Here is a 22,454-nt window from a genome sequence, read left to right on the forward strand (position 1 = left end):
AGGAGAACCCTCGGGTTCTCCTTTTTACTTTGGCTAATTACAACCGTTCGTAAGCGGCTTCTACTTTCATCAAATGGCGCGGCGCCTGCGGGGCGGGATGGTATTTGCGCACGTGCCAGTTAAAGGCTTCCGGCGACAGGTTGTTAATCATCGCGATCGCCTGCTGGCGGTTGCTGGAGAAGGTGCGCAGCAGCGCCCCGGTGCCGTTGACGTAGGCGATGATGGTGGCGTAGCGCAGCGTGACGGGATTGGCGATCCCTTTAAGCTGTTGTTTTTGCAAGGTGGCCAGATAGGCGGCGCCGAGATCGATATTGGTGTCGGGATCCCGCAGGTCATCGTCGTCCGGGCAGCCGCGTTTGCCTTTGTAGCGGTAGGCGTCGCAGCCGGCGGTATCGGCTTTCAGCTGCATCAGACCGATCGCATTGGATCTGCTCACTGCGGAAGGGTTGAAGCCGGACTCCACCTGGATCATGGCGGTGATCAGCTTGGCGTCCACGCCGTATTCGCTGGCGGCGTCTTGAATGGCGCTATCGAAGGCGTGGCGATCGTAGCTGACGCGCTGTTTCTTGCCGGCGCAACCCGCCAGCACCAGCATGATGCAAAGCATGCCCAGCCGTGACCCGTGTGAGAAAGAGAATTTCATGGTGCTCCGTGCTTGTCTGTTTTTTTAACGGCGTTAACCGGTGGCCGGAGCCTCCGGCGTCGTCATCATAACGTCAGGCGGCGCAAAGGAGCAATGTGCAGGAAGGAAAAGCCCCCTCCGGCGGGAGAGGGCTTGAGGGGGGTTACAGGGTATCCGGATCCGGCCCCAGGCGGTTGCCGACGTCCAGCTTGGCGATCTCGCCCAGTTCGTCCTTATCGAGTTTGAAATCAAACACCTCGAAGTTTTCGCGGATGCGCGACGGCGTGACCGATTTCGGGATCACGATAAGGCCGCTGTCCAGGTGCCAGCGCACCACGATCTGCGCCGGAGTCTTCTCATATTTCTCGGCCAGCGCCTTGATCAGCGGCTGGTCGAATACCCCTTCACCGCCCTGCGCCAGCGGGCTCCAGGATTCGGTGGCGATATGGTGCGTGGCGTTCCAGGCGCGCAGCTGGCGCTGTTGCAGCAACGGGTGCAGCTCGATCTGGTTGACGACCGGCGCCACGTTGGTTTCATCCAACAGACGCTGCAGGTGCGGCGTATGGAAGTTGCACACGCCGATGCTTTTCACCAGGCCTTGTTCGCGCAGTTTGATCAGCTCGCGCCAGGCGGAGACGTATTGATCCTGCTGCGGGCGCGGCCAGTGGATCAGATACAGATCCACGTAGTCCAGCTTGAGCTTTTCCAGACTGGTTTCCAGCGCCGCCAGCGGATCGCCCTGATCGTCGTTCCACAGCTTGGTGGTGATGAACAGGTCGCTGCGCGGCAGCGCGCTGGACTGCAGCGCGGCGCCGACGCCTTCCTCGTTCTTGTAGATCGCGGCGGTGTCGATGGAGCGGTAACCGATCTCCAGCGCTTTGCTGACCGCGCGGGTGGTCTCTTCAATACTCGCCTGCCAAACGCCGAGACCCAACTGCGGCATCAGATTACCATCGTGGAGTTTGATGATGGGTTGTTGCGTTGTCATGCGCATCTCCTTGTGTACGGATTGCGGCGCCTGCGGCACCGAAACGGCTATAGATAAATTCTAGTTGGCAAAATGGGCGGTTGCCGGGTTTGCCAGCCTAATTTCAGCGGTGGCGGGAGGGCGATTTTCTCCCCGCTCTCCCTGCGAATGAGCGGTAAGACGAAGGGTGCGAAACGAGCGGCGGCGCGCTGAGGCGCCCGACTGCGCCCGGCGATCGGCCGAGCGCAGAATGCGGCGAAAAATGGCTGGCGAAGACTAAAGCCTAGCAAAAAATCGCCGTTTTGCGATTAACGCGCCGCTTCATAAATGCGGCGGCTGACGTCCAGGGTGATGTCCTGATGCTCGCCCAGGGCGGTCATGCCGTGCTGCTGCAGCTTGTCGAGCAGCGCGGGAATGCTGCTGCCGTCGAGCTGATAATCCGCCATGCGGGTCGGCACGCCCATCTGCTCGAAGAAGGCGCGGGTGGCGGCGATCGCGTCGTCGATGCGGCTGTCTTCGCTGCCTTCGCGCAGGCCCCAGACGCGTTCAGCGTACTGCAGCAGCTTTTCGCGTTTCTGCGCTTTCTTCTCGTGCAGCAGCGCCGGCAGCACGATGGCCAGCGTTTGCGCGTGGTCGAGGTCGTGCATGGCGGTCAGCTCATGACCCAGCATGTGGGTCGCCCAGTCCTGCGGCACGCCGGCGCCGATCAGGCCGTTCAGCGCCATGGTGGCGCTCCACATCACGTTGGCGCGCACCGCATAGTTCTCCGGCTCGGCCAGCGCGCGCGGGCCGTCTTCCAGCAGGGTCAACAGCAGGCCTTCGGCGAAGCGATCCTGCACCTTGGCGTCGACCGGGTAGGTCAGATACTGTTCCAGGGTGTGTACGAAGGCGTCGACCACGCCGTTGGCTACCTGGCGCGGCGGCAGCGAGTAGGTCACCACCGGATCCAGTACGGCGAAGCGCGGCTGCACCAGCGGTGAGAAGAAGTGCTGCTTGTCGCCGCTGCTCTTCCGGGTGATCACCGCGCCGCTGTTGGATTCTGAACCGGTGGCCGGCAGCGTCAGCACGCAGCCCATCGGCACCGCGTCAGTGATGTGGCTGCCGACGGTCTGCAGAATATGCCAGGCATCGCTGTCGGCCGTATAACGAGCCGCGGCGGCGATGAACTTGGTGCCGTCAACCACCGAACCGCCGCCGACCGCCAGCAGGAAATCGATGTTTTCCGTTTTCACCACCTCGACCGCTTTCATCAGGGTTTCGTAGGTCGGGTTAGGTTCGATGCCGGAGAATTCCCGCACGTCGCGGCCGGCCAGCGCGCTATACACCTGGTCGAGCACGCCGTTTTTCTTCACGCTGCCGCCACCGTAGGTGATCAGAATGCGCGCGTCCGCCGGGATCTGGCCGGCCACTTCGGCGATTTGCTGCTTGCCGAACAGGATTTTGGTTGGGGTATGCAGAATGAAGTTTTGCATGGCTGATTTCTCTCTTTCTGTCAGGCGGGCGCCAAAGCGGCGCAAAGGTTTCTGGCCCGTATTGTCAGCAACCTGGCGGTAACGCACAATGCACATTCCTGTTTGGTTCTTGCCTATTTCTACAGATGACTGTAGAAATAGAGAGTTTTAAATTATGATTTATGCCGAATCGTTCTGACTGTAAGAGGGTGTTTCCGTGACTGAAATCGATGCGCTGCGCAGCCGCATGGCGCGCCAGGCGATGGCTATCGCCACCGGCAACGGCTATACGCCGTCACCGGTGCCGCGGGTGAAGATCCTGTATGTCGATCGCCACTGCCCGCGCCAGCCGGTGATGTACGAACCGGGGATCGTCATCATCTTTCAGGGGCACAAGGTCGGCTATTGCGGCAACAAGGTGTTCCAGTACGATCCGCGCAACTACCTGCTGATGACGGTGCCGCTGCCGTTCGAGTGCGAAACCTTCGCCAGCCCGGAGCTGCCGCTGGTTGGATTGGCGGTCAATATCGATACCCAAATGCTGCAGGACTTGCTGATCGACATCGGCGACGACGACTACCTGATGCAGCCGCGCGCGGAGAGCAACGGCGTAAACCTGGCCGAGCTGACGGAAGAGCTGTTGTGCGCCACCGAACGTCTGCTGGACGTGATGGCCAAGCCGCTCGACGCTCGGGTGTTGGGGCCGCAGATCGTGCGCGAGATCCTCTACTACGTGCTGCGCGGCGCCTGCGGCGCGTCGCTGCAGGAGCTGGTCAACCGTCATACCCATTTCAGTCAGATCGCCAAGGCGCTGCGGCGCATAGAAAATCAGTATGCCGAGAGCCTCAACGTCGAGCAGTTGGCCGGCGAGGTCAACATGAGCGTGTCGGCGTTTCACCATAACTTCAAGGCGGTGACCAACACCTCGCCGCTGCAGTACGTGAAGTCGTACCGGCTGCACAAGGCGCGTTTGCTGATGGTGCATGACGGCCTGAAGGCCAGTACCGCGGCGATCCGCGTCGGCTACGAGAGCGCGTCGCAGTTCAGCCGTGAATTCAAACGCCTGTTTGGCGTCACGCCGGGGGATGAAGTCGCCCGGCTGCGCGACGCCAATCCGCTGATGCTGGAGGGGTGAGCCGCCGCCGGGCGGCGGGCTATGGGGTCAGCACGATCTTGCCGAACGGGCCGCGATCGAGGTGATCCAACGCCTGCGGCAGTTGATCGAGCCGGTATACCTGGTCGATCACCGGCTGCAGGTTGACGGCGTCCACGGCGCGCACCAGATCTTCCAGCGCGCGGCGGTGGCCGACGCCGATGCCCTGGATCGCCGCCGATTTCAGCAGCAGCAGGCCGGCGGGGGCGGTGATCTCGGCGCCCGCCAGCACGCCGATCACTGAGATGCGGCCGCCCACCGCCACGGCGCGCACCGAGTTGCCCAAATTCGGGCCGCCGACGGTATCGATCACATGATCGATGCCGCGATCCTGCGTCAGCGCATAAATCGCCTCCACCCAATCGCCGTCCAGCCGGTTGATGCCATGATTGGCGCCCAATGCCAGGGCTCGCGCCAGCTTTTCATCGCTGCCGGAGGTGACATAGACCTCCGCGCCGTGGGCTTTGGCGATCTGCAGCGCGAACAGCGCCACGCCGCCGGTGCCTTGCACCAGCACCGTCTCACCGGCATGCAGTTTGCCCTGTTCCACCAGCGCGAACCAGGCGGTCAGCCCGGCGCAAGGCAGGGTGCTGGCCTGTACGTCGTCCAGCGACGCCGGCGCCGCCACCAGCCACTCTTCATGCAAAATCACATATTCCGCCAGCACGCCCTGATAGAAGCCGCCAAGGGTGTGGTAAGGCACCTGGCGCGCATCGCCGTACGGTTTTTGCCGGCCGTCGATCCAGCCGGGGCTGAAGGTAGAAATGACCCGGGCGCCAGGTTGGAAACGGCTGACGCCGGGCCCGACGGCGTCGACCTCGCCGGCCATGTCCGAGGCGGGGGTGAACGACTGCGGCAGCGTCAGCCCCATGCCGCTTTCAATCATCATTTTGTCGCGGTAGTTGAGCGCTACCGCCTTCACTTTCACTCTGATCTCGCGCGGCCCCGGCTGCGGGATCGCGTCGGTGGTCAGCTGCAGGTGTTCACGCCCGAGGGCGTCCATCGTCCAGCGTTGCATCGTGTCGGTCATGATGTTCTCCAAAGTCTGCGATTAACGACCTGTCGATAATATCGTTGATGAAGGTTCGCCAGTGGCGATAAGATTTCCGCAGATTGTTTCTTTTAGAGCGACAAACCATGAGCGATCGATTGAGCGGCATTTCGGTATTCGTCACCGCCGTGGAGGCGGGCAGTTTTGCGTTGGCGGCCAGTCGGCTGCACCTGTCGCGCTCGGCGGTGGGGAAAACGATCGCCCGGCTGGAACAGCGGCTGGGCGTGCGGCTGTTTCATCGCACCACCCGCAGCCAGAGCCTGACCGACGACGGCGCGTTGTTCTATGAGCGTTGCCTGCGGGCGCTGGAGGAGATCCGCGGCGCGGAAACGCTGCTGGAGTCGGGCAAGCGGCAGGTCAGTGGCCGGCTGCGGGTATCGATGCCGGTGTTGTTTGGCCGCATGTGCATCGCGCCGCTGCTGACCGAGCTGACGCGTGAGCATCCCGGCCTGGAGCTGGAGCTGTCGTTCAGCGATCGGGTGGTGGATCTGATTGAGGACGGTTTCGATATGGCGATCCGCAACGGCACGCTGGCCAACAGCAATGGGCTGGTGGCGCGGCGCATCGGCGATCACCGCATGACGCTGTGCGCCTCGCCGGCCTATCTGCAGCGGTGCGGCGAACCGCACAGCATTGAGCAACTGGCTCAGCACGAGGCGGTGACCTATATGCGCGCCGGCGCGCGGCGCAGTTGGCGGGTGCTGGACGAGAACGGCGAGCCGCAGGAAGTGATGCCGAATAACCGATTGCAGATGGACGATTTGCAGGCGATTGCGGATGCGGCGACGGCCGGGTTCGGCATCGCCTGGCTGCCGTGTTGGCTGGTGCGTGAGCAGCTGTTGAGCGGGGCGCTGGTGCGCCTGCTGCGCGATCGGCCCGGCGCCGCCTTTGAAGCGCATGCGGTGTGGCCGCACACGCCTCACCTGCCGCTGAAGGTGCGGCTGGCGGTGGATACGCTGGTGAGCAAGTTGCCGCCTCGCCTGGCGTTGGTCGAGAAAGCGCTGTAGCGCGCCGGGATCAGGAAGAGGAGGCGCGTTTTTTACGCCAGACCACCAGCATGGCGCCGAGCAGGCCGACGAACAGCAGCAGCAGCGGCAGCAGCATCAGGCCGGTCATCACCTGGCTTTCGTGGCGTTTCACCAGCGGAATTTGGCTGAAAGCGTAGCCGAGGCCGACCAGCGCGCAGACCCAGATCGCTGCGCTCAGCCAGTTGAACACCTGGAAACGAGAGCTGTTGAGCCCGGAAATGCCGGCCATGGTCGGCAGCAGCGTACGTACGAAGCCGAGGAAGCGGCCGATCAGCAGCGCCGTCAGCCCGTGGCGGTTGAACAGGTTATGCGCGCGCTGATGGTATTGCGCCGGCAGTTGCAGCAGCCAGCCTTTCACCAGGCTGGTGTGGCCCAGCCAGCGGCCCTGGATATAGCTCAGCCAGCAGCCGAGGCCGGCGGCGGCGGTCAGAATCAACAGGGTGGGGGCAAAGCCCATCACGCCTTTGGCGATCAGCGCGCCCGACAGCAACAGCAGGCTATCACCGGGGAGGAAGGAGGCGGGCAGCAGTCCGTTTTCCAAAAACAAGGTGGTGAAAAGTACGGCGTAAACCACCCAAATCACGCTGGGATCGGCGAGGGCGATGAAGTCCTGCTGCCAAAGCGCATGAATAATCTCTCGTAATACATCCATTTTATGTCCTGTTGCATGCCGGTTGCGCCCGGGGTCACGTTCTCCAGGATGCGGCGGTTACCGTATCTGACAGTTACCCGGTTAGTGTACCGCTAATAGCTTAAGCCGACATTAAACGAGACGAAGAAAATTACCGGAATCCGCCTTAGCGCACGCCGTTGAGGCGATCGAAGCCGGCCGCCAGATCGGCGATCAGGTCTTCGACGTTCTCCAGACCGATATGCAACCGCACCAGCGTGCCGGAAAAATCGACGCCGCCCGCCGGGCGGATCGCTTCCAGTTCTTCCGGCTGATTGGCCAGGATCAGCGACTCGAAGCCGCCCCAGGAGTAGGCCATGCTGAAGTGGCTGAAGTTGTCCAGGTAAGCGGCCAGCTGCGCCTCATCCAGCCGCTCTTTCAGCACGAAAGAGAACAGCCCGTTGCAGCCGCTGAAGTCGCGGCGGTAGAACGCGTGGCCCTTGCAGCTGGGCAGGGCCGGGTGATTGACCGTCGCCACCTCCGGCCGTTCGGCCAGCCAGTTGGCGACCTCAATGCTGCTGCGTTCGTGCTGCTTGAGCCGCACGCTCAGGGTGCGCAGGCCGCGGCTCGCCATGTAGGCGGTGTCGGCATCCACCATCTGCCCCATCAGATAGGAGTACTCGCGCAGTTGCTCCCAACAGCGCGCGTTGGCGACGGCGGTGCCGAGCATGTAATCGGAATGGCCGATCAGGTATTTGGTGCCGGCCTGAATGGAAATGTCGATGTCGAAATCCAGCGCCTTGAACAGCACGCCCGCCGCCCAGGTGTTGTCTATCATGATCACCACGTCCGGCGCCACGGCGCGAATGGCTTGCACCATCGCCGGGATATCCTGCACTTCCAGGGTGATGGAGCCGGGGGACTCAAGGAACACCACGCGGGTATTGGGTTGGATAAGCGTGGCGATGTCGGCGCCGATCAGCGGATCGAAATAGGTGGTGCTGACGTTCATGCGGCCGAGGATGTGGGTGCAGAAGTCCTGGGTCGGTTCATACGCTGAGCCGGTGACCAGCAGGTGATCGCCGGCGCCGACGAACGACAGGATCGCATTGGCCACCGCCGCCGCGCCGCAGGGGTACAGCACGCAGCCGGCGCCGCCCTCGAGCTCCACCATCGCATCCTGCAGCGCGAAGTGGGTCAGCGTGCCGCGTCGGCCATAAAACAGCTCGCCGTGGGCGCGTTGCGCGGTGGCCTGTTTTTTGGCGGCGACGGAGTCGAAGACCAGGGAAGAGGCGCGTTGAGTCACGGGGTTGACGGAGCCCTGGGTGTAGCGTTTGCCGCGGCCGGCGCCGATCAGCGTGGTTTCGATGTGTTTTGACGTCATGGTACCTGGCTCACCTCTGGTTGCTCTGCACTGCCCGTTTGCGATAGCCCTTACGTTAGCATGAGTTATTATAGCCATCCAGACGTTTTAACTTCTGGATATAGAAACGGCTATAATTGGCTGCCGCCCGCGCATTTTTCGCGTCATCCTTCTGCCGAGCGGCCAGAGAGAAGCCCATTCATCGGTCGAGACGCCGTTCGGCAGCGTGGCGTTGTTGCGCCGTTGTGGGAGAAAAGTAACGAAATCGCCCTATAAAAGGGGCTTTTAGCGGTGAACGGGCGTGGATTGGCGTTTGGTTGCGGAGGTGTCTAAAATTTTCTCGTTTATTTGGTAAATAATAATGAGAACTACTATCAATCCCCGGTTGGTTTGATATGATCGCACGCTGAATTATTCCTTAATTTTGATCGGTAATGGGTGGAGGCACAGCGTGAAAACGGCTGGCAAGAATTTAAATCAAGGATCGTTCGGCCAGGGCCGGGCGCAGTGGGGCAAGGCCTTTGGCCGCAGCCTGATGGCTTCAATGGTGCTGGTCGTAGGGTTGGCCGGCAGCGCGCAGGCTGCGCCGGCGACCCATCCGGCCGTTGCCGAAAGCGTTGCGCCAGCCGCCGCGCCTGCGCCTGCAGCCGCCGCGCCGGAAAGCATCACGCCGGTGAACCCGGCGCCCACGATCCAGCCGCCGGAAACCCGCGGTATGGACTTGTCCATTTGGGGCATGTACCAGCACGCCGACGCGGTGGTGAAAGCGGTGATGATCGGCCTGGTGCTGGCGTCTATCGTGACCTGGACCATTCTGTTCGCCAAAGGCAGCGAACTGCTGCGCGCCAAGCGCCGTCTGCGCCGCGAGCAGTCGGCGCTGGCCGACGCGCGCTCGTTGGATGAAGCTTCCGAGCTGGCGCAAAATTTCTCCCCGGAGAGCGTCAGCGCGGTGCTGCTGAACGATGCGCAAAACGAGCTGGAGCTGTCCGCCGAGTCTGACGACAACAACGGCATCAAAGAGCGCACCGGTTTCCGCCTCGAGCGCCGCGTGGCGGCCTACAGCCGCAACATGGGCCGCGGCAACGGCTTTCTGGCCACCATCGGCGCCATCTCGCCGTTCGTCGGCCTGTTCGGTACCGTATGGGGCATCATGAACAGCTTCATCGGCATCGCCCATTCGCAGACCACCAACCTGGCGGTCGTGGCGCCGGGCATCGCCGAGGCGCTGCTGGCGACCGCAATGGGCCTGGTGGCGGCGATCCCGGCGGTCGTTATCTACAACATCTTCGCCCGCGTCATCAGCGGCCATCGCGCCCAGGTGGGCGACGTGGCGGCCCAGGTCTTGCTGCTGCAGGGCCGCGATCTGGATCTGGCCGCAACGGCGGAAGCCAAGCGCTCACAGCACGCACATCAACTGCGGGCGGGGTGAGTCATGGCGATGCGCTTAAATGAAGATCTGGACGACAGCGGCGAACTGCATGAAATCAACGTGACGCCGTTTATCGACGTCATGTTGGTGCTGTTGATCATCTTTATGGTGGCCGCGCCGCTGGCAACGGTAGATATCCGCGTCGATCTGCCGGCTTCTTCCGCCAAGCCGCAGCCGCGGCCGGAAAAACCGGTCTTCCTGTCGGTGAAGGCCGACAAGCAGCTCTACGTCGGCGATCAGCCGGTGAATGCCGATCAGCTGACCTCGGTGCTGGATCAACGCACTCAGGCGAACAAAGAAACCACCATCTTCTTCCAGGCGGACAAGAGCGTGGACTATGAAACGCTGATGAGCGTGATGGACACCCTGCGTAAAGCCGGTTACCTGAAAGTGGGGCTGGTGGGCATGGAAGGCGCCGCCAAGTAGCGGCAGCAAAACGATAAAGGGCGCTCAGGCGCCCTTTTTTTACGGCTAAAGAGATGTCACGCCTTTGCCAATAAATCCCTGGAACCGGCATGGCGCCAGTGGATGCGGCCCGGCAGATACAGCGCGTTCTGTTCCAGCGGCCGCTCGTCGATAAGCGCGGTGACGTTGTCGAAGCTATGTTGCGCCAGTGCCAGGCAGTCTTGCGCGACCGTGTCTATCTTCAGCGTCATGCAGTCGAACAGGTAGTGATCGTCGAAGCTGCACAGGTGAATGTCGCTCTCCATCAGCTGATGCTGAGTCAGATAACGCAATACGCCTTCCAGCAGGCCGCAGGCGGCGGTAAACAGCGCTTTGGGCGGACGCCCTAACTGTGCGCACAGCTGAGCGAACATCTCGTAACCTGAGCTGGGGTGATAGTTGCCGTTGATGATCCATTCCGGTTTGCACGTTACGCCGGCGCGCTCCAGGCCAAGCTGGAAGCCGGCCAGGCGATCGCGGGTCGGCGAAATGCGCGGCTGCCCGCCGAGAAAATAGATCTCATCCGGATGTTGGCGCGCGACCGTTTCCACCAGGTCGGCGGTCGAATTGACCGAATCGGTGATCACCAGCGGCAGTTCGGAGCCGGCGATCAGGCGATCCATCTGCACCACCGGCAGCCCGGCGTTGATCTTCTGGTATTCTGCGTCGTTCAACTGGCTGGAGGCGACGATCAAGCCGTCCACCTGCCGCTGTACCAGACTGTTCACCGCCATCATCTCCTGCGCCGGGTTTTCATCGGTGCAGGCGATCAACAGCTGCAGGCCGGCTTCGCGGCACAGCGTTTCCAGCTCGCGTGAAATCACCGCAAAGCCGTAGTTGGTCATCTCCGGCACCACCAGCCCCAACGTGTGGCTGCGGTTGGAGCGCAGGGAGCGGGCGTGGATGCTGGGCTGATAATGGTGCTCGTGCGCCAGCGCCAGAATGCGGTCGCGGGTGTCGTCGGACACCCGGTATTCCTTGCTGCGGCCGTTCAGCACCAGGCTGGCGGTCGATTTCGACACCCCGGCCAGCGTGGCGATGTCACTGATGGTAATGCGTTTATTTTTTTTCACTGACGCCATCTGAAGTCATCGGAGGATGCGTCATTCTAGCATGCATGGCGTCAGCGGCCAGTATTCCAACGCCAGCGGCGCGTTTCCGGACAGCCGCAGTTGCGGCTCAATGGCCGGGAAGTAGCGCGCGCTCATCACGGCCTCGCCGCGGTTGATGAAGATCTCCACGCTGGAACGATCGAACAGCAGCTGCAGATGCGTGACCGGGCCGCGCCAGTAACGGTGCTCCGGCTGGCCGTCGGCCAGGGAAGCACGCGTCAGCCGCAGCCTTTCGCCGTCCCAGTTCAGCGTCATGGCGTCGCCAAAGGCGGCGTTGAACGCGCCCTGCGGCGCCAACTGCAGCTCCGCGGCCCCCAGCGCGCAGGCGGGGGCGTCATCGGCTCGGCCCTGCCAGCATGTTCGTTCGCCGCGCAGCTGTTGCAGCTCGCGCGCCGGACGCTGCTGGAGGCGGCCATGCCGCAGCGACAGCTCGCGCGGGCAGGTCATGGTGTGGATCCAGCCGTAGCGGCGCGTCGGATGGGCTTCTTCATCTTGCTCGGGCACGCCCATCCAGCCGAACAGCAAGCGGCGGCCATCTTCCGCCAGCGTCGTCTGCGGCGCATAAAACTCGAAGCCGGCGTCCAGTTCGCGGAATTCGCCGTGACGGAAGGCCGCCTGGCGGTAATCCAGCTTGCCGATCAGATAACCGGCCTGATAGCGATTGAGGTAGCGTTCCGGCTGCGGCGCCAGCCCCTGCGGGCAGCAGATCAACACGTCAGCGTCGTCCAGCGAGAACAGATCCGGGCACTCCCACATGTAGCCGAATTCGCCTAAGCCGTTCAGGCCGGAACCGGCGATCTCGCCCAGCGGTTGCCAGCCGCGCAGATCGGCGGAGCGCAGTAACAGCACCTTGCCGCGATCCTGCAAGTCCCGCGCGCCGAGCACCATGTACCACGCATTCTGATGACGCCACACTTTCGGATCGCGTACGTGCCCGCTGTAGCCCGCCGGCAGCGGCAGCACCGGCCCGAATTTGCGGTACTCGCCCCGATCGCTTTCCTGAGCCAGGCACTGGTAAGCGGTGCGTGAGCCGTCGGGGAATTTCACGTTGCCGGTGTAGATCAGCGTGATTTTGTCTTCCGCCACCACCGCCGAGCCGGAGTAACAGCCGTGGCTGTCGTAACAGGCGCCCGGCGCCAGGGCGATCGGCTGATGCGCCCAACGCAGCAAGTCGGTTGACTGCCAATGTCCCCAGCACTTGTTGCGATGGTCGCAGCCCAGCGGATTCCATTGATAGAACAGATGATAAACGCCGTTGTGCTGAATGAAGCCGTTGGGATCGTTCAGCAGGCCAACGCTGGGCGCCAGATGCCAGGCCGGGCGGTGCGGATCGCGCAGCGCGAGTGGCAGGCCGTTCATGACCGCCCGCATTGCCTGTTTGATTAGGCTGAGCTCCTCCATCATTGCGCGTCCGTTTTATATTTCAGCAGCAGGGAGAGGGCGAAGGCGCTGCCAAACGCGATCGCCAGGCCGATGATATAGCTGACCAGCGAACTGGCCTGCACGATCGCCATGCCGGGGATCGCCGTCAGCCCGACCGCGTTCATGCCGACATGATTGGCCACCACCCAGGCGCCGCCGAGTGCGCCGCCCGCCAGCGCCGCCAGGAACGGTTTCACGAAGCGCAGGTTGATGCCGAACAGCGCCGCCTCGGTGATGCCGAGCATGGCGGAAAAGGCTGAAGGCACCGCGATGGCTTTGATTTTGGCGTCGCGCGTTTTGAAATACACCGCCAGGCAGGCGCCGCCCTGAGCGATGTTGGCCATCGACCAAATCGGCAGCAGGAAGTTGATGCCGATGTTGGGGTTGCCGAGCAGCCCGGCCTCCACCGCGTGGAAGCTGTGATGGATGCCGGTGATGACAATGGCGGAATAGAGGCCGCCGAACAGCAGGCCGGCGAACCAACCGGCATGGGCGATCAGCGTGCTGAGCACGAAGGAGATGCCGTCGCCCAGCGCCCGGCCGGCGGGGCCGATAAACAGCAGGGCGACAAACCCGGAGATCACGACCGTCAGGAACGGCGTCAGGATCAAATCCAGCGCGTTGGGGATCACCTTGCGCAGGCGTTTTTCCAACAGGCTCATGAACCACACCGTCAGCAGCACCGGAAATACCGTGCCCTGATAGCCGATCATGGCGATCTCCAGACCGAAGAAGTTCATGGTATGGAACCCTCCGGCGACGCCCCAGGCGTTGGTCAGCGCCGGGTGCGTCAGAATGCCGCCGAGCGTGGCGCCCAGATAGGGGTTGCCGCCGAATTCGCGGGCGGCGGTGAAACCGATCAGAATCGGCAAGATAATGAACGCCGCCGAGCTGAACATGTTCAGCATCACGAACAGCGCGCTGTCGGCATCCGCCCAGCCATAGGTTTTCACCATGCCGAGCAGCCCCATCAGCAGGCCGGAGGCGACGATGGCCGGGATGATCGGCACGAAGATGTTCGACAGCAGGCGGGCGATGCGCTGCAGCGGGTTGAGCTTTTTCGCCGCGATATCGGCGGCTTCGGCCTTGCTGGATTCGCTGACGCCCGCCGCCTTGATGAATTCCGCATGCACCTTGTTGACCAGCCCGGTGCCGAAGATCACCTGGATCTGACCGGCGTTGCTGAAGCAGCCTTTGACGCCGTCCAGTTTGCCGATGGCCTCTTTGTCCACCTTGCTGTCGTCCACCAGCACCAGGCGCAGGCGCGTGGCGCAGTGGGCGGCGCTGGCGATGTTCTCTTTACCGCCGAGCAGCGGCAACAGCGCGTTGGCGGTTGCGGTAATGTCCATGTTGTCCCCTTGCTGAATTAAAATGCCGCCGCGCTCTGCGCGGCGGAAATACGTTCATCGATGTCAGAAGAAATACTTGAATCTGGCGCGCACGCCGTAACGCTGGTCGTTGTCGCCGTTGGCGATCTTGTTCTCGGCGTTGGCTTCCAGCAGCGAAACATAGGCGCCTAAATACACATTGAAATTCTTCATATTCATAATGTTAGGTATCTGATACGACGCGTGAACGGTGTGGATGTCGTAGTTGCCCGGCTCGCTGAGCGGATTGTGGATATCGGCGGCGATCCCGGCGGTATTGAACTCTTTGATGTTGTTGTGCGCATAGATATAACCCAGTTCGAAGCGCCGCCACAGCACGTTGACGCCGGCGGTCAAGTCCTGCTCGCCGGCGGCGTCCAGGTAGGCGGTGCTCAGGTTGGCCACCACGCCGTTATCCGGATCGGCCGCGTTGGTGTTCCAGCTCATGGTCATGCCGTAGCCGTTGCGCTTGGATTGATCGACGAAGCGGCCCTGGCTGTCCTGATAGCCGTAGGCATTATTCACCACGTTGCTTTCCATCGCCGCCGCGATGCTGAAGGCCTCTTTCTTCCAGGCGATCACCGGGCGCAAATAGGCGACGTTTTTCTTATTGTTCAGCGCATTGCCGTGGTAGCTGTTGTCCTGGAACAGTGAGGTGCCGTCTTCCACCAGCGTGTTCAGTTCGAAATAGACATCCCCGGCGTATTTGCTCAACATCAGGTTTCCGCCGCTGCTGCTGCGGCCACGGCCTTCTTTCATCATATAGATATAGCCAAAGCCGTCAGCGTAAAGATCGTTGGCGGTGTTGCCTGAATACTGAATGAAAGTGTCCTGATTCAGCGGGAACATGTCGTAGGCTTCGAAGCGGCCGATTTTGGTTTGCCAGTTCTTTTCATTGCCGAAGAAGAAAGCGGCGTCGTCCAGGTTCATTTTGCCGGTCATGTCCGCCAGCGGCTGGACGCTGAAACCGGAGAAGTTGCCGTCCGGATTGCGGCGATAGCCGTCCAGCCCCACCAGAATGCGGCCGTTGATGTCCCAGCGCTCTTTGTTGCCGGGTTTCCAATCCTTGTGATCGCTGCCTTTCAACGACGTCAGTTGGCCGCTGCGGCTGGCGCCGTCCAGATTGAACTCCACGTCGCCGTAGAGCTTCAGATCGTTGAAGCCGTTCAGTTTCAGCGCGCCGGTTGCGGGGGATTGCGTTTCCAGCGCGGCGGCGCGTTGCGCGACCCGCGCGGTTTGCCGCTCGGTGCTGGCGGTGCGCTGCTCCAGCTGTTGCGCCCGGCGTTCCGCCGCCGTGGCGCGGGTTTCAGCCTGAGCGGCGCGCTGTTCCGCCTGCGCCAGACGTTGTTCCAGCGCGTTAAGACGCGCCTCGATACTGCCGTCGCCGGAGGCCGCAGCGGCAGAAGTGGAGAGGAAAAGCCCTGTTGTTATCGCCAAATAGCTGAGTTTTTTCATCATCGTCTATCATCCGGGAAGGGTTGTTATTATTTTTTGCTAAATTGCTAAACCGGTTTTTCATGGCGAAAGATAACGATCGAGAAGCGGACTGGCAATCAAGTTTGCTAACCCGATTCAGCTATTGTGATCGAGTGCGCAAATCGTGGGGTTAAAAGACCACGGCGCCCAGGGGGTCGCCGTGGATGCAGAGGATCAGCGCAGAAAAGCGGCGAGCTCTTCGGCGCGGGGCAGGGCGGTCATGGCGCCTTTGGCGGTGGTGGCCAACGCGCCGCAGGCCTGAGCCTGGGCGATAATCGCCGGCCATTGCGCTTCTTGCGGCAATGCGTGAAGGCGCGCCAGCGCCGCTAACAGCCCGGCGACAAACGCGTCGCCGGCACCGGTGGTATCGACCGGCACGACAGGCGCCGCGCGGAAATGACGCAGCCGTTGGCCGTCATGCACGTAGACGCCGTCGCCGCCCAGCGTGACCAGCAACAGGCGCAACGGGTAGGTTTGCATCATCCAGCGGATGCCGTTCTCCACATCGTCAAGATGGCTGATGAAAACCAGCTCTTCGCGCGACAGTTTCACCACGTCCGCCAGCAGCAACGCCTTTTGCAGGCAGGGGCGCAGCGCTTCCGGTTGGCGCCAGATCTCTTCGCGGATATTGGGATCGAAACTGACCCGCCCGCCGGCCGCCCGAATGTTTTCCATTGCCGTAAAGGCCGCGCTGCGGCTGGGCTCCTGCGACAGCGCGATGGAGCAGAGATGCAGCCACTCGCCGCGTTGGAAGGCCGGCAGATCGTCAGGCTGTAAAAACAGATCGGCACTGGGCTGTACCATGAAAGTGAATGAGCGTTCACCGTGCTGATCGAGATCCACCACTACCGTGGAGGTGTGGTGTTCGGGATCCGAAAGCATATGGTCAATATCCACCCCTTCTTCGCTCAGCACCTGCTGCAGAAAGGCGCCGAAGCTGTCTTGCCCCACTCGGCCGATAAAGGCGCTGTCGCCGCCCAAGCGGGCGACGCCCACCGCCACGTTAGCCGGCGCGCCGCCGGGGCATTTAAGATAACTGTTTGAATTTTCTGGCACCAAATCGACCACTGCGTCGCCCAGCACCCATACGCGATTCGCCATGCTTAATCCCTGTTTCTACCGATGTCTGATGGGTGGCTAAAATAGAAGAACCGGTTTAGCAAAGCAATGAAATAATGCGTCAGGCGTTTGGGGAGTGAGGAAGATCAAAAAATAGGGCGGGTCAGGCGCAGGAAATACCGCCCGCGATGCGAGCGGGCGGTATGGATGAGCGAAGCGCCTGTGGTGTCAGAATGCGACGGAACCCTGCACGAAGAAGGTGCGCGGTTCACCGACGTACTTGCCGAAGTTATTGTCGTTGGAGCGGGTAAAGTAGCGCTGATCGAACAGGTTTTTCACCCCGGCGCCCAGCGTCAGGTTCGATAGCTGCGGCCCGAAATTATATTCCCCGCGCATGTTCCACACCATGTAACCGGCGATATTGCCGAATTGACCATCGGCGCTTTCCTGCGTGACGTACTCCGGCCCGGTGCCCGGCGAATGCTGTTTGGACTGCGCGTAACCGTCCAGATTCCATACCCAGTTGCCGGTGGCGTAGCGCGTGCCGACGGTATAGACCTGGCGCGAGTAGAACGGCAGGTCTTTACCGGCGAAGTCGCCCTTGTCGGTGCTGGCCTTGGTGTAGGTATAGCTGGTGTAGACGCTGGCGCCGTCCAGCGCGCGGTTCAGCTCGCTGAGATCGTAGCTGAGCGCCAACTCGATGCCTTTGTGCTTGGTGGCGCCCATGTTGGTCCAGCCCACATCGTTGCTGATGTATTGCAGCTGATTATCGAAGTCGATATAGAACAGCGTGGCTTCGGCCTTGACCACGGTGTCGTCGTAGCGGGTGCCGAACTCATAGGTATGCGCTTTTTCCGCCGTCAGCCCCGGCGCAGGCTGGTTGCCGTTGCCGCCTTTGGTCAGCTGGAAATACTGCATGCTGCCGAACGAGGTGTTGGCGTTGGCGAACAGTTTCCAGGCGTCGGACAGGTGGTACATCACGTTCAATGACGGCAGCGGTTCGCTGTAGCTTTTCTCGCGGCTGATGTTGTTGAATGAATCGTCCACGTGGGTGCGAATGCTTTCATAACGCAGGCCCGGCGTGACCGTCCAGTTGCCGACGTTAATGGTATCGTCGATATAGAACGCGTTGGCTGCGGTGCCGCCGGAGGTGTGCTGGTAATAGTCCGGGGTATCCGGCGTGGCGCCGACATTCGCCGGGTTATACCAGGCCGAACGCGACGCCTTTTCATCCATGGTTTCATTCAGGTAGCGGTAACCGAGGGTGATCTCGTGCGCCATATCCCAGAAGCGAAACAGCTGCGAATAGCTTGGTTCGATCGCCCAGGTCGAATAGTGGCGCGGATAGGACACCATGCGCCGCAACCCGGCATTTTTGCCGGTGCCTTCCGACTCGATGTTGCTGCCGCGGTAGCTGTCGGTGAAGTAGGTCAACACTTCGAACTGTTTGTCGTCTTCCTGATGTTTGTATTTGAACGACATATCCTTGCGGCGGCCTTCGAACTGGTCCCAGGGACGCGTGGACTGGAACGGGTTCTGCGCGTATTGCGCGCTGCTCAGCCCGCCGGCATGCCGGCTTTGGCGTCGTAGTAGTGGAAATTGGCCAGCAGTTCGTCGCGATCGGTGAACGCATAACGCGTTTTCAGCATGAAATCGTCGATGTCGGTGTTGTCGTTGTTGTCGCGGTAGCCCTGGCCGTGCAGGCCGGAGTAAAGCAGCTCGGCGCCGAAGCCGTTATCTGCGGTGCCGCCCACCGAGGCGCTGGTCAGGGTCTTCAGGCCGCCGTGGCTGGCGCCCTGAGTTTGCACGCCGGCGGTGCCGCCAAACGCTTTTGGAATGTCGCGGGTGACGAAGTTGATCACGCCGCCGACGTTTTGTGGCCCGTAACGCACCGCGCCGCCGCCGCGCACCACGTCAACCGATTGCAGGTTGCCGATCGACAGCGGCGCCATCGACAGCTGTGGCTGGCCGTAAGGCGCGACGGCCAACGGAACGCCGTCCATCAGAATGGTGGAGCGCGGAGAAAGGCGTGAGGTCAGGCCGCGCACGCCGACGTTGAGCGAAATGTCGCTGCCGCCGGTGCCGTTGCTGTCGCGCACCTGCACGCCGGGCACACCGCGCAGGCTGTCGGCGATGGTTTGGTCGCCTTGCTCATGCATCTGCTGCTGAGTGACGATGGATCGCGCGCCCGGATGGTTGAGCAGCACCGAACTGGTATCAGGGTTGTCCAGCCAGTTGCCGACGACGGTTACCGTATCGGCATCGTTTTGAGATGAGTTATCAGCAGCAAGGATGGGGAAAGCAACGGCGATAGAGGTCGCCAGCAGGGAGAGGCGAAAAAGAATTGACATAATAATGCCTTAGAAGTTTCAGACCCGGATGTGTTTTTTTAGAAACGACAATCTTAATGATAATTATTGGCAAGTAAATAGAATTGTTATGGAATAGTTAAGCGGGTAACTACATGAAGGATGCCGGTAGCAGGGCCCGGTTGGCGGGCCCTGGCGGGGATTATTGCGGCGTAAGCCAGAAGACCCCGCTGTAATCCAGCGCGGTGAATTTCTGGTGCACGCTTTCGATATCCGCTTGCGGATCAATATCTTTAAACAGCGCCGGGTGCAGGAATTTGGCGATCGCCTCGACCGCGATAAAGTTGAGCGGCGTGTCGTAAAATTGATGATAAATCGCCATCACGCGTTTTTCTTTCACCGCTTTCAACACGTTAATGCCGGTGCGATCCAGCAGATGCGCCAGTTTCTTTTGGCTGGTGGCCATATCGGTGGTGTAGCCCAGCGGCACGGCCAGCGTACCGCGATGGCCACGGCTCCAGTCGGCGCCGGTCAGCAGATAGAAATCCGGATTGCTGGCGATCACCTGTTCGACGTTCACTTCACCGCCCATGTCTGAAAACAGTTTGCTGCCGATATTGTCGCCGCCGGCGGTATCGATAAACTGCCCGAAGCTGCCTTTGCCGAAGGTATTGCAGCACTGCTCGCCTTTGATGCCGGCGCTGCGTTCGATGAAGACGCTGGGGCGCTGCTCCGGTTTCAGCGTGGCGACGCGCTGGCGCACCAGCTCGAGGCGTTGCTGATAGAAACGGATAAAGGCGTCGGCGTTGGGCTGCTCGTCAAACACTTTGCCCAACAGCGCCATGCTGGCGACGGTGTTGGTCAGCGGCTGCTGGCGGAAATCGATGATCAGCACCGGGATGCCGACTTTTTCCAGCTGGGTCAGTACGCCGCTGTCCTTCAATTTGCTCAGCAGACCGATGTCGAAAATGATCAGATCCGGTTGGCGCACCACCGCGCTCTCCACGCTGAAGTCACTGGTGTAGGGGTTGTCGAAGGTGGGGATTTGCATGACCTGCGGGAATTTTTTCGCATAGGCCTCAACCAGATCCGGGGCTTTGACCTTCAGCGAGTTGTCCCAGGCGATGATGTTTTTCAGCGGCTCCTGCGGATGCAGAATATTCAGCGCCAACAGCGCGCGGGCGTCGGCCAGGATAACGCGCTTGGCCGGTTGCGGCAGCGTAACCTGACGGCCGGCGACATCGGTAACGACGATCGGCGCGGCTTGAGCGGCGCCGGCCAACAGCAAAACGCAGGCGGCCAGCCAGCGGCCGGCTTTGGCGATAAGAACAGCGGACATGGAGATCCTTGAGTAATCGGCTAGGAACGAGAACGCAATGATAAGCGATATCCTTTCGCTTTTTGAACCTCTTCGCTGTCGATAGGCTACTCCTGGCCCATCAGCGGGTCGCTGACGCTGTGTTCGCCATCCTCCAGTCGGCCCGCCAGGCGGCGGCGCCAGCCTCCGGCGCTGTGCAGCGCAAGATCATACCAACCGCCGCTGGCGCGGGCGTCAAGCGTTTGGCGGTGGCTGCCGCCCGCAGGCAGCGTGATGGGCCACGGGCCTTGTTGCGAGTAAGGGCAGCGGTCGAGAGTGACCGTCACCGTTTCGGCACCCGGGTTATCCAACTGCAGCAGCAGGCTGCGGCCCGTCGGGCGCAAACGCACTTCCGGCTGCGGCCGGCTCAACGCGCCGCGCATTTCACGATGAAAACCGTTGGGGCCGAGCAGCCACAGATGGTACTCGTCCTCCGTCTGCCAGTCGTCGCTGACCGCCTTGCCGGCCTCGACGGTATAGCGGCGCGGGATCTGCGTCAGATCTCGCCGGTCGTAGACGTGAAACACCGCTCCTTGCTCGCCGGTATTGAGCAGGTTCAGCGTTACGCGCCGCTGCTCGGCCGCGACGCTGGCCTCGACGTGCAGTTGATAGGGCAGTGCGCGAGAAGGGCGCGCCAGGCGGCGTTGGTGTGGCAAACGCTGGCGGGCGGGCGGCGGCAGCGGCACCTGCGGCAGCTGCTCCTGGCGTTGACGCAGACCGTCGGCGGCGTGGCGGCTGGTGGCGGGCAGGCTCGGCAATGCTTCGCCGTTAGGATCGACAAAGTTGAACGCCGAGGTGAGATCGCCACACACCGCGCGGCGCCAGGCGCTGATGTTGGGTTCATGCACCTGAAAGCGCTTTTCCAGGAATTGCAGCACCGAGGTGTGATCGAAGACCTGCGAATTGACCCAGCCGCCGCGGCTCCAGGGCGACAGCACCAGCATCGGCACCCGCGGGCCGGGGCCGTAGATGCGGCCGTCCGGCGGCGGCTGGTCCTGCGAGCCGGGCGGCGCCACGTGCTGGAAGATCTCGGTATCGAACGGCACCGTCGATTTACCGGCGAAGCTGCCGTCTTCGCGCAGCGACGGCGCGGAAGGCGAAGGCATATGATCGAAAAAGCCGTCGTTTTCGTCGTAGTTGACCAGCAGCACGGTTTTACTCCACACCTCCGGGTTGTCGGTCAGCGCGTTGAGGATCTCTTGCGTGAACCAGCCGCCTTGCACCGGGCTGGAGGGATCGGGATGTTCCGAATAGGCCGCCGGCGCGATGATCCAACTGACCTGCGGCAGTTTGCCCTGCTGCACGTCGGTGCGGAATCCGGCCAGCATGGCGTCCAGATCGTTGCCGTCGGCGGCCGGCAGGGTGTTGCCGTTGCCTTTGTACAGCGGCGCGGTCGCGTTGAGCTCGTCGCGATAAGGCACGAAGGCGTTGAAGTCTTTTGGCGGCCGAGCCGGGTTGCCCACCTGAATGCTGGCGGCGCGGTATTGGCGAAAGCCCGCCAGCGGGTTGTCGGTAAAGTTGTCCGGCAGGAATTGGTACACCTTCCAACTGACGCCGCTCGCCTCCAGCCGTTCCGGATAGGTGGTCCACCGGTAGCCGATCTCTGCCGGGCCGGGGCTGTCCCATTCGTTGACCACTACCGCCACGTCGGCGGCGGACGGGCCGTTGGTGCCGGTCCAGTGGAACAGCCGATTGGTGTTGGTGCCGGCGTGGATGGAGCAGTGATAGGCATCGCACAGGGTGAAGGCGTTGGCCAGCGCGAACTGGAACGGCAGCTCCTGCTGGCGGTAGTAGCCCATCGAGGCCGGCGTTTTGTAGGTGGGCCAGGCGCTCATGCGGCCGTGATCCCAGGCGGCTTGCTCATCCACCCACGAGTGCGGCGTGCCGGTGACGCGCTGGGCGTTGCCGCGTTTGCTGTCCAGATGGTAGGGCAGCACCAGCCGTTCGGCGCCCTGTTGCTGCCAGACCAGGCGATCGCCGGGCAGTGGAATGGTAAATCGATCGCTGAAGCCGCGCACGCCCGGCAAGGTGCCGAAGTAGTGATCGAAAGAGCGGTTCTCCTGCATCAGGATCACCACGTGTTCGACGTCGCGCAGGGTGCCGGTGCGGTTATTGGCGGGAATGGCCAGCGCTTTGCGAATCGAGGCGGGCAACAGCGAGAACGCCGATCCGATGGCGGCAGCCCGCAGGATGTCTCTGCGAGAAAGGTCAGGCATGCGTCGTTAATCTCCGTC

At 61.9% G+C, this 22,454-nt stretch carries 17 protein-coding genes and 1 pseudogene; 4 read left to right on the forward strand and 14 right to left on the reverse strand.

The genetic code is table 11. The features are described from left to right. Window positions 1-37: 37 nt before the first annotated feature. The 3 genes from ITX55_RS12145 to yqhD form a co-directional block, all read right to left on the reverse strand. Window positions 38-643, reverse strand: a complete 606-nt coding sequence (locus tag ITX55_RS12145) for a transglycosylase SLT domain-containing protein (RefSeq protein WP_033644624.1) — start codon at window positions 641-643, stop codon at window positions 38-40. A gap of 142 nt (window positions 644-785) precedes the next feature. Continuing rightward, window positions 786-1,610: a 2,5-didehydrogluconate reductase DkgA gene (gene dkgA, locus ITX55_RS12150; RefSeq protein WP_016930128.1), complete on the reverse strand. Its 825-nt coding sequence runs from the start codon at window positions 1,608-1,610 to the stop codon at window positions 786-788. Between the two features lie 287 nt (window positions 1,611-1,897). Continuing rightward, entirely contained in the window at window positions 1,898-3,061 is a 1,164-nt protein-coding gene (yqhD, locus tag ITX55_RS12155; protein WP_033644626.1) for an alcohol dehydrogenase, read from the reverse strand. Between the two features lie 226 nt (window positions 3,062-3,287). Here yqhD and ITX55_RS12160 point away from each other — a divergent pair, with 226 nt between their 5' ends. Further along, complete coding sequence (locus tag ITX55_RS12160; protein ID WP_202396379.1) at window positions 3,288-4,175, forward strand: AraC family transcriptional regulator; 888 nt, start codon at window positions 3,288-3,290, stop codon at window positions 4,173-4,175. Between the two features lie 19 nt (window positions 4,176-4,194). Here ITX55_RS12160 and ITX55_RS12165 read toward each other — a convergent pair whose 3' ends face one another. Continuing rightward, window positions 4,195-5,223 (reverse strand): NAD(P)-dependent alcohol dehydrogenase, encoded by a 1,029-nt coding sequence (locus tag ITX55_RS12165; RefSeq protein ID WP_042785383.1) that lies wholly within the window; start codon window positions 5,221-5,223, stop codon window positions 4,195-4,197. Between the two features lie 107 nt (window positions 5,224-5,330). Between ITX55_RS12165 and ITX55_RS12170 the strand changes: the two genes are divergently transcribed. Then, entirely contained in the window at window positions 5,331-6,251 is a 921-nt protein-coding gene (locus ITX55_RS12170) for a LysR family transcriptional regulator (RefSeq protein WP_042785382.1), read from the forward strand. Between the two features lie 10 nt (window positions 6,252-6,261). Here the strand turns inward: ITX55_RS12170 and ITX55_RS12175 are convergent, their stop codons facing one another. Both ITX55_RS12175 and metC read right to left on the reverse strand, forming a co-directional pair. Then, window positions 6,262-6,924, reverse strand: a complete 663-nt coding sequence (locus tag ITX55_RS12175) for a DedA family protein (RefSeq protein WP_033644630.1) — start codon at window positions 6,922-6,924, stop codon at window positions 6,262-6,264. A 145-nt stretch (window positions 6,925-7,069) separates the two neighbouring features. Next, window positions 7,070-8,266: a cystathionine beta-lyase gene (metC, locus tag ITX55_RS12180; protein WP_033644631.1), complete on the reverse strand. Its 1,197-nt coding sequence runs from the start codon at window positions 8,264-8,266 to the stop codon at window positions 7,070-7,072. A 430-nt stretch (window positions 8,267-8,696) separates the two neighbouring features. Here metC and exbB point away from each other — a divergent pair, with 430 nt between their 5' ends. Then, window positions 8,697-9,674 (forward strand): tol-pal system-associated acyl-CoA thioesterase, encoded by a 978-nt coding sequence (gene exbB / locus ITX55_RS12185; RefSeq protein ID WP_072626976.1) that lies wholly within the window; start codon window positions 8,697-8,699, stop codon window positions 9,672-9,674. Window positions 9,675-9,677: 3 nt separating this feature from the next. After that, complete coding sequence (exbD, locus tag ITX55_RS12190) at window positions 9,678-10,100, forward strand: TonB system transport protein ExbD (protein WP_004937307.1); 423 nt, start codon at window positions 9,678-9,680, stop codon at window positions 10,098-10,100. Between the two features lie 56 nt (window positions 10,101-10,156). Here the strand turns inward: exbD and ITX55_RS12195 are convergent, their stop codons facing one another. The 8 genes and pseudogenes from ITX55_RS12195 to ITX55_RS12230 all read right to left on the reverse strand — a co-directional run bounded on the left by ITX55_RS12195 (window position 10,157) and on the right by ITX55_RS12230 (window position 22,436). Further along, on the reverse strand, window positions 10,157-11,200 hold the full coding sequence (locus tag ITX55_RS12195; RefSeq protein ID WP_033644632.1) for a LacI family DNA-binding transcriptional regulator: 1,044 nt from the start codon (window positions 11,198-11,200) through the stop codon (window positions 10,157-10,159). A 21-nt stretch (window positions 11,201-11,221) separates the two neighbouring features. Continuing rightward, window positions 11,222-12,631, reverse strand: coding sequence for a sucrose-6-phosphate hydrolase (locus ITX55_RS12200; protein WP_223085111.1), 1,410 nt, complete (start codon window positions 12,629-12,631; stop codon window positions 11,222-11,224). Further along, window positions 12,631-14,001, reverse strand: a complete 1,371-nt coding sequence (locus ITX55_RS12205; RefSeq protein WP_108682001.1) for a sucrose-specific PTS transporter subunit IIBC — start codon at window positions 13,999-14,001, stop codon at window positions 12,631-12,633. Before ITX55_RS12205 ends, ITX55_RS12200 begins: the two co-directional genes overlap by 1 nt. A 63-nt stretch (window positions 14,002-14,064) precedes the next feature. After that, window positions 14,065-15,474, reverse strand: coding sequence for a carbohydrate porin (locus ITX55_RS12210; RefSeq protein WP_033651352.1), 1,410 nt, complete (start codon window positions 15,472-15,474; stop codon window positions 14,065-14,067). A 195-nt stretch (window positions 15,475-15,669) separates the two neighbouring features. After that, window positions 15,670-16,596, reverse strand: a complete 927-nt coding sequence (locus ITX55_RS12215; RefSeq protein ID WP_047573657.1) for an aminoimidazole riboside kinase — start codon at window positions 16,594-16,596, stop codon at window positions 15,670-15,672. A gap of 186 nt (window positions 16,597-16,782) precedes the next feature. Further along, window positions 16,783-18,905 (reverse strand): annotated as a pseudogene (locus tag ITX55_RS12220) (TonB-dependent receptor family protein). Window positions 18,906-19,065: 160 nt separating this feature from the next. Then, window positions 19,066-20,202: an ABC transporter substrate-binding protein gene (locus tag ITX55_RS12225; protein WP_033644639.1), complete on the reverse strand. Its 1,137-nt coding sequence runs from the start codon at window positions 20,200-20,202 to the stop codon at window positions 19,066-19,068. 86 nt (window positions 20,203-20,288) lie between these two features. After that, entirely contained in the window at window positions 20,289-22,436 is a 2,148-nt protein-coding gene (locus tag ITX55_RS12230; RefSeq protein WP_223085090.1) for a phosphocholine-specific phospholipase C, read from the reverse strand. Window positions 22,437-22,454 lie beyond the last annotated feature (18 nt).

This window comes from Serratia sp. EWG9 (assembly GCF_019913725.1).
GTDB lineage: Bacteria > Pseudomonadota > Gammaproteobacteria > Enterobacterales > Enterobacteriaceae > Serratia > Serratia ureilytica.